The sequence below is a fragment of the Companilactobacillus halodurans genome (assembly GCF_009600995.1).
Taxonomy (GTDB): Bacteria; Bacillota; Bacilli; order Lactobacillales; family Lactobacillaceae; genus Companilactobacillus; species Companilactobacillus halodurans.
Window position 1 is genome coordinate 1 of record NZ_VDFO01000064.1, and the last position, 7,632, is coordinate 7,632.

Genomic DNA, 7,632 nt, shown 5'->3' on the forward strand with positions numbered 1-7,632 from the left:
AGCGTATCAATCTTCAAATTTTTTGGCTCCGAGCAAGCTCGTCAGCCAAATAAAAAACAGCTAGACCAATTATGATCTAACTGCTTATGTAAACTGCCATCAACTTAATTTGACGAACAGCCAAAAATATAGACAAAAAAAGATGTTCATGGTCGGCATACCACAAACATCTTTTAGAGATTAATATTTCACACACACTATAATTAAATAGTAGCCTTAAATTGTTGTTCAACGACATCGTACATGGCAACGTACTCATCAGGAGCAACACGTAAGAAAGGCATACCGTTTGACGTATTGATGACTGTATCTGTAGCCCACTTGCTATTAGGTGCAAGCGATACGTCTGTTTTTTGTACTAAATTATGATCATAAACTTTAACAGCTTTATCAGCACCGTCAAGTGATTGAACCTTAATAGTCATTTGACGGTTTTTGTATGCAAATCCATCTTTTGAACTCAAGAATTGATTTGGTGCGACTTGGAAGTAATCAGTACCATTGATACTTTGAGTTTTAGCAACTTTCCAAGTGCTGTTTTTTTGCAAAGCAACGTTGATTTTATCCCCATTTGGTTATACAGCTGTGCTTCGTCGCTACTTACTTGAGCATAATTTCCTTGGCTTACTGATTGAGCATTTACGTCAGTAGCTGCCCCAATTGTGCTAGTTACAGCACTTCCTGCACCCATTAGTGCGCACACTAAGAGTAAAATAGATTTTTTCATATTTTTGACCTCACTATATTGTTGTTAATTCCCTCGTACACTATTTTTTGGCAGAAAAATAGCGTACACAAAAATTGATTTTTTAAATTCATAGAACAAATATTTTAATATTTCACACACTGCTCATACATTTTCGGCATAATTATAAGCAACTTAATAGTACAAGCATTTATCCACTATTACAACAAAAAACTCTAATTTTTCTTGCTTTTTTCTATAAAAATTTCTATATAAATATTATCAAAAAAAGAAGAAAACGTTATAAACGTTGGTACTATTTACTTTCGTAGACATATATTACATGAAGATAATCTTTTCCAAAAAAATATTTTTTACAAAATTTTATCTTAAATACAAATTTTCACTCATTATCTATTAAAGACTAAAAAAGGGACTACCAATTCATCAAATAAATTGATAGTCTCTTTTGAACTCGTGAGAAAAATTTTTCTCTAAGTTCTAACTAGTATTTTTCTGTAAAAGATTGTTGAATGACGTACCACATACCTACGTACTCATCAGTTGCAATTCTAACGAATGGCATTCCATCTGAAGTGGAAATCACACGATCTGAATACCAATAAGTACCAGGAGCTAGAGCGACTTTGGAACTCTCAACAAAGTTGTGATCATAAACTGGGACATCCTCATCAGTCGTAACTCGGATAACTTCCGGTCTATCGCGATAAATATAGCTATCGCTTGAATTCAAATACTCATCTTTCCCAATTTGGTAATAATTTGTTCCATTGATATCAATCGTTTTACCAAGATACCAATCACTATTCTCTGATACAGCCTTATCGAGCGAATCGCCTTTTGAATTATACATTTCTGCAGTGCGATAAGCATCGACAAAGTACCCGCTAGTCACGGATTCAGCCTTGACACTTTGGACAGGTATAAATGAAAATCCAAAACCTAGTAGAAGAATGAATAACACTACTACAAATTTTTTCTTCATTTTTTATACTTCCTTAGTCTCCTTAGACTATCCAAAGTATAACTTGTTTAAACATATTTAACCAATGTTTTGCATGTTTTTTATATCATGCATTAATGACTTGTTATCATTTAATTTAGCTAGATAATAAGCTAAATTATAATGGTCTTCATAAGCTTGTTTATGATTAACGCCATTTTGTAAGGCTAAAGCAGCTGAATAGTTCAACTCATCTAAGAAATATGAAACATTTCTCTCTTGAGCAAAATCTAATCCTTCTTGACTTAGTTGATAAGCATCATCATATAACTTCATTTCGTCAAATGATTGAGCAATCATTTTATAAATAAAGAGAATTTCTAAGTCACTGGCATTATCGATATCTTTTTCTTCTTCAAAGGCTGCAGTGATCATTTTGAAATAATATGATGCTTGATCGGCAAAACCTTGATTCGAGTATCGTAAACCTTTGAACAAATAAGCTAATAAAGTATAAACATCAGTTTCATCAGATTTGGTATATTGTAGTACCTTATCGAACGTAAACATTGAAGTTTCAATATTGTTCTTCCAAAAGTCCAAAACACCATTGATCAACTCGTATTGTTTCCAATCATCGTTGCTCAATTTACTTCGTAATGAATCAATCTCTTTATCCAAACCATCAATATCTTTTAGTAAGGCTTTTTCTTCAATTTTATCAAGAATATTTTCTTGATTGTTTGCTTTAGATGAAAATTCACTAAATACATCGTTTAAAGTTAAGTCTAATCTTAGGCATATTTTGATTAGAATATTTACAGTTGGTGCAACATTATGTTTCTCTATTTTACTAATAGTATTTTGAGTACAAACATCTTGAGCCAGCTCAACTTGAGTTAAATTCATTTCTCGTCGTTTATTATAAATAATAGATCCAAGAAACAATGGCAACACACTCCTATCTTTGCTTTGACATTTATCAATAATACTATAATTACTAACAAAAATATACATATATGGGTTACAAATATTAAATAAATCAAATCTATAAGATTTTATATTTCCAAAATACACAAAAAAAGTAGTTGAACAGATGTTCAACTACTTAACTGATGCGGGTAAGAAGATTCGAACTTCCACGGAGATAACTCTCCACAAGATCCTTAGTCTTGCGCGTCTGCCAGTTCCGCCATACCCGCGTACGAGTAATACTATACACATAATTAAGAAAATTTTCAAGGCAATTTTTGAATGTCCTTGAGATATTTCAAATGACCGTGGCATTTACCGCAAACGAAACGTCTAGTATTGATTTTTTTGACTCGAAAATAAGTTTGATGACAGTTCTGACATTGATAAAGATGATACTTCCGATTCTTCACGGAACTAGTTATCGGAGAATAACGCAAACCTCCCACTTGCTTCAGCAAAGCTTTAAAAGTTCGGTCCTTATGCTGAGCTGGCAAATGGTCATTATATAAGTGATAGTGACACAATTCGTGCTTGATCACACCTACCAAGGTTTCATAACCAAAGTCTTGATAGATTTTAGGATTAATGTCAATGTGACGATCATTCAAGTGAAAACGGCCACCAGTCGTCCTCAAACGATTATTAAAACAAGCATAGTGAATAAAAGGCTTCCCAAAATCATCTTGGGAAACCTTTTTTATTAATTCTGTTAATTCTAAATCAGTCATTAGGCTAAATTAGTCAACTTTTGAATTAGTTTTGAAAACTTATCCATGTATTCGTCTTGTTTCTTTTCAGCTTCATCAAAACTGTGGCGATCAACTTGTTTCTTGTCACCAATACTAGTTGTCATTTCTGAACAAGCTTCAACATACTTCTTAAATGCAGATACTAATGAAATATGCGTACCCATCAAACGAGCAGGAGCTTTGCCCTTTTCCAATTTAGCTAAAGTTGTTTGATAGTTCTTAGTTCCGGTTGTGAAATCTTTTTGAACCCTTGCATATTCGACATCATCCATTTTATCCACTTTGCTACGATCCAAAGCGTCACGAATCTTTTCAAATTCTGGATTTAACTTATCTTGTTCATCTTGAATCGATTGAACAGTTTCATTGATCAATTGACCATAATTCATAGCTTTCTTTTGTGCGGCATTCATAACAATTACCTCTTATTTTCTTCTTGAGTCTTTTCAGTGTAAATATCCTTTTCGATGGTAAATCTTGGACGTTGTTTAACTTCGCTAAAAATCTTACCAACATATTCGCCGATGACACTGATACTAATCAATTGTACACCACCAAGGGCCCAGATGGATATCATTAATGACGACCAACCTACGACGACGTGACCATTGATTTTTCTAACAAAACTGTAAATCAACAGCAAAATACTAATTAAAACAATTAGAAAACCTAAGCCCATAATCATTTTGATTGGAACGATTGAAAATGACGTGATACCGTCCATCGCAAACTTAATCATCTTTCTCAATGGATATTTCGATTCTCCAGCAAATCGTTCTTTTCTAGCATAGTAGACCTTAGCCGATTTGAATCCAACTAAAGGAACGATTCCTCGCAAAAAGAGATTTCTTTCTTGATAACTCAATAAAACATCGCAAGCTCGTTGACTGAGCAATCGATAATCAGCTGAATCAGGAACAAGTTTCACGCCTAGAAATCCCATGAACTTGTAAAATAGTTCAGCAGTACCCCGTTTAAAGGCAGTATCAGTGTCACGATTATTTCTAACGCCATAGACTACTTCTGCTCCCTTTAAATACTCATCAACCATTTTAGGAATGGCATTGACGTCATCTTGCAAGTCGGCATCTATCGTTATAACGGCGTCAGAATCCTTGGAAGCACTCGTCACACCGGCCAATAAAGCGCCTTGATGTCCAAAATTACGACTTAACTTAACCCCAGAGACAAAGTGATACTGTTTTGAGAAACCATCGATCAATTGCCAAGTTTTATCACGACTACCATCATCAACGAAAACAATTTTACTATTTTCAGTAATCTTCCTTTCATCAACTAAATTTTGTAAAATTGCCATTAATTCTTTGGTCGTTTCATGCAAGACTTCCTCTTCGTTATAACAAGGAACGACAATACTTAACTTAAATAAATCAGACATTAACTTTTCCCCATTTCGATCCAACCCATTCGCAAATCTTAAAGAGACCTAAGCCACCTAAAATTGCAATTACAGGTAAAAATTCGAGTCGATAGCGACCCTGCACTTCAATCAATAATTGTACAACAGCGTATGCCATCAAAGGTAATAATATCAAAAACATCTCTTTATCGTGCGATTTTTTCCAGAGACATAATGAACCAATCCAAGAAAAGATAATCAGCATGACGCTTCCTAAGTAACCAAGAAGCTTTATATGATTAGTTAAACTTAGAGAATGTTTAGTTTCTAAGCCTGTGAAGTCAATTGTTCCTGATCTTCCAGCCCAAAGCGTTTCATTTTTATGCCAGAATAATTTCAGCCAACCATGCGTTGCATTCAAATTAGCAACATTTTCTTTGATGACTTGATGTTCCTTTTTACTCATCTTGTTGCGGCTTTCACTTAAATCAAACCGGTTCACCATCCCTTGATCATATGAACCATTTGAATTAGCATCTAGTCCAACGACGAATTTCCACTCCGAATCGCGATTCGAGAGCCCAAAAGAGTTTAAACCGGAACTTTTGACCATTAAGCCAGCTCCAGAAAAAATCACTTGGTAAATAACTAGCGTAATCAAAACTTTTAAAATTTTAGACCAATCGAATTTATTATTAGAAATAAATAAGAACAATAAAGCGTAAACGACGATTCCTGCAATAATAACTGGACCTATCGGTCTAACAATACTGCCAAGTCCCAAAGTTACTCCGGCTAAAATATAAGACCAATAACGGTCCTTTAGAATTAAATAAAACGTCAATAAGAAAAACATCATCCCGATATATTGATTATCAGCTTGGCTATTCAGTGCAAACCAATCTAGGTCAATCATTAGTAAAAATACGGCTAAACGAGCAATTTTTACTTTATTGAACAATTTGATGGAAAGCTGATAAACCAAATACAAAATTACAACTTGATAGAAAACATTCAATAATTGAACCGCAATGACATGGTGCCCAAAAATTTTGACGACGCCCATAACATAAACTAAAAAGCCAGTTTGATAGGCCCATTTAGCAAAATAATCATTATCGTGAACAAAAATATTTTTCCCCGACAAAGCCTTTGGAGCTGTAGTCCAAAAGGCCTTAAAATCACTGATTTGCGTTTTAGGAACAATTGCTAACCAAATTACAGCAACTAAGATAAATATCAACAACATGCTAATTAAAATCAAACGATTGAGTTTTAAATCATCGTCTCGAATCCTAAACAGCAGATAACCGACTCCTAAAGTAAGAATAATGGCACAAAGAAGAACCAGTATTGCTAATACTGGTTCAATTTTTAGATAATTTACTGTGTAGAAACTTCCCATTTGAATCAATACAACAGATGTAAAGATTCCCACGCAAATAATAATTAATTTGCTAATAACATTTTGAAATTTACTTAGCATTTTACTCCTCGATATTTGCTACTTTCTGCGGCTTCTTTAGGAAGTCCCCTAATTTAGATACACAAGTATTAATGTTGTCCATACTTGCGGCATAGCTAAATCTGAGATGACCTTTACCACCAACACCGAAGAAACTACCTGGCAAAATTGCTAAGTGTTCTTTTTCTAGTAAATCGTTGGCAAATTTAACATCATCTTGTTCGTATTCATCAGGAATCTTAGCAAATAGGTAGAATGCCCCATCTGGATCTGGACAATCGAAACCTAATTCGTTTAAGCCCTTATGTAAAACATCACGTCTTGCCTTGTATTGATCCCTCATAGAAATTGGATCGTCATACCCGTTGGTATAGGCTTCCAAGGCTGCATATTGCGTGATTGATGAAATAGAAGTTGTAGCTAATTCGTGAATCTTATTGATTTGCGAAATAACTGCTGCTGGTCCACAAATAATACCAAAACGCCAACCAGTCATAGCATGCGACTTAGACAATCCATTCAAAAGAATCGTTTGCTCAGGTAAAATTTTACCAAATGACACATGCTTGAAATTATAGGTCAATTCACTATAAATTTCGTCACTGATCACAAAAACATCATGTTGCTTCAAGACGTCTGCCAATGCTCTCAGTTCATCTTCTGTATAACTAACGCCAGTAGGATTACTTGGGAAATTAAGCAAGAAAATCTTGATACGTGGATTAGTTCTAAATGCTTCTTTCAATGCTTCAGGAGTGACCTTAAAGTCTGTCTCTGAAGTGTCAATATAAACTGGTGCGGCACCATTGAAGTCGGCATCCGGTCCATAAATCGTAAATGATGGTGAAGGAATCAAAACCTCATCACCGTCTTGCAAAATTGCATTGAATGCTGAGAATACACCCTCAGTTACACCCGCTGAGGCTATGATTTGAGTTTCAGGATCATAATTCAGATCATATTTGTCATGTAAATAGTCTGCCACAGCATGCAAAAGTTCATGAATGCCTTCAGGCACAGTATAATGTGTCTCATTGTCGTCAATTGCATCTTTGGCGGCTTTTTTGATATGTTCTGGGGTTGGGAAATTAGGTTCCCCAACAGTCATATTGACCACCCCTGGAATACTCTTTGCTTTAGCATTAAACTTAAAAATCTCTTGTTGCTTAATGGCAACTACAGACGGTTTCATAAGGGAGATTAAATCACTTTTCACTATAAACACCTCTTTTAGAAGATTACACCTTTATTCTAACATACGATAATTTAGAAAAAAAAAGACATTCAATGAAATGAATGTCAAAATATGGGCTGTACGATAAATAAAGTTGATAGGTATTTTGCCATCAACTTTATTTTTGTATACCATTTATTAGTAATAACCATTTAAGAACACCAAAAAAGGACACCATTCATGCCCTTTAGATGTTCGAC

Annotated in this window: 8 protein-coding genes and 1 tRNA gene; all 9 read right to left on the reverse strand. The window is 34.5% G+C overall.

The genetic code is table 11. The features are described from left to right. Positions 1 to 203: 203 nt before the first annotated feature. The 9 genes from FHL05_RS11930 to FHL05_RS11970 all read right to left on the reverse strand — a co-directional run bounded on the left by FHL05_RS11930 (position 204) and on the right by FHL05_RS11970 (position 7,390). Positions 204 to 560 (reverse strand): SLAP domain-containing protein, encoded by a 357-nt coding sequence (locus FHL05_RS11930; RefSeq protein WP_338025955.1) that lies wholly within the window; start codon positions 558 to 560, stop codon positions 204 to 206. A gap of 630 nt (positions 561 to 1,190) precedes the next feature. Beyond that, positions 1,191 to 1,691 carry an SLAP domain-containing protein gene (locus FHL05_RS11935; RefSeq protein WP_153385297.1) on the reverse strand — a complete coding sequence of 167 codons (501 nt, stop codon included), beginning with the start codon at positions 1,689 to 1,691 and terminating at the stop codon, positions 1,191 to 1,193. 57 nt (positions 1,692 to 1,748) lie between these two features. Further along, positions 1,749 to 2,666 carry a helix-turn-helix domain-containing protein gene (locus FHL05_RS11940; protein WP_153385296.1) on the reverse strand — a complete coding sequence of 306 codons (918 nt, stop codon included), beginning with the start codon at positions 2,664 to 2,666 and terminating at the stop codon, positions 1,749 to 1,751. A 99-nt stretch (positions 2,667 to 2,765) separates the two neighbouring features. Next, positions 2,766 to 2,851, reverse strand: a tRNA-Leu gene (locus FHL05_RS11945). 36 nt (positions 2,852 to 2,887) lie between these two features. Beyond that, entirely contained in the window at positions 2,888 to 3,352 is a 465-nt protein-coding gene (locus FHL05_RS11950; protein ID WP_153385295.1) for a SprT family protein, read from the reverse strand. After that, positions 3,352 to 3,786 (reverse strand): hypothetical protein, encoded by a 435-nt coding sequence (locus FHL05_RS11955; protein ID WP_153385294.1) that lies wholly within the window; start codon positions 3,784 to 3,786, stop codon positions 3,352 to 3,354. The genes FHL05_RS11950 and FHL05_RS11955 overlap by 1 nt, the downstream gene beginning before the upstream one ends. Positions 3,787 to 3,791: 5 nt before the next feature. Further along, on the reverse strand, positions 3,792 to 4,772 hold the full coding sequence (locus FHL05_RS11960; RefSeq protein ID WP_153385293.1) for a glycosyltransferase family 2 protein: 981 nt from the start codon (positions 4,770 to 4,772) through the stop codon (positions 3,792 to 3,794). Continuing rightward, on the reverse strand, positions 4,765 to 6,219 hold the full coding sequence (locus FHL05_RS11965; protein ID WP_153385292.1) for an ArnT family glycosyltransferase: 1,455 nt from the start codon (positions 6,217 to 6,219) through the stop codon (positions 4,765 to 4,767). Before FHL05_RS11965 ends, FHL05_RS11960 begins: the two co-directional genes overlap by 8 nt. A 1-nt stretch (position 6,220) precedes the next feature. Beyond that, positions 6,221 to 7,390, reverse strand: a complete 1,170-nt coding sequence (locus FHL05_RS11970) for an aminotransferase class I/II-fold pyridoxal phosphate-dependent enzyme (RefSeq protein WP_153385291.1) — start codon at positions 7,388 to 7,390, stop codon at positions 6,221 to 6,223. Positions 7,391 to 7,632: the final 242 nt, after the last annotated feature.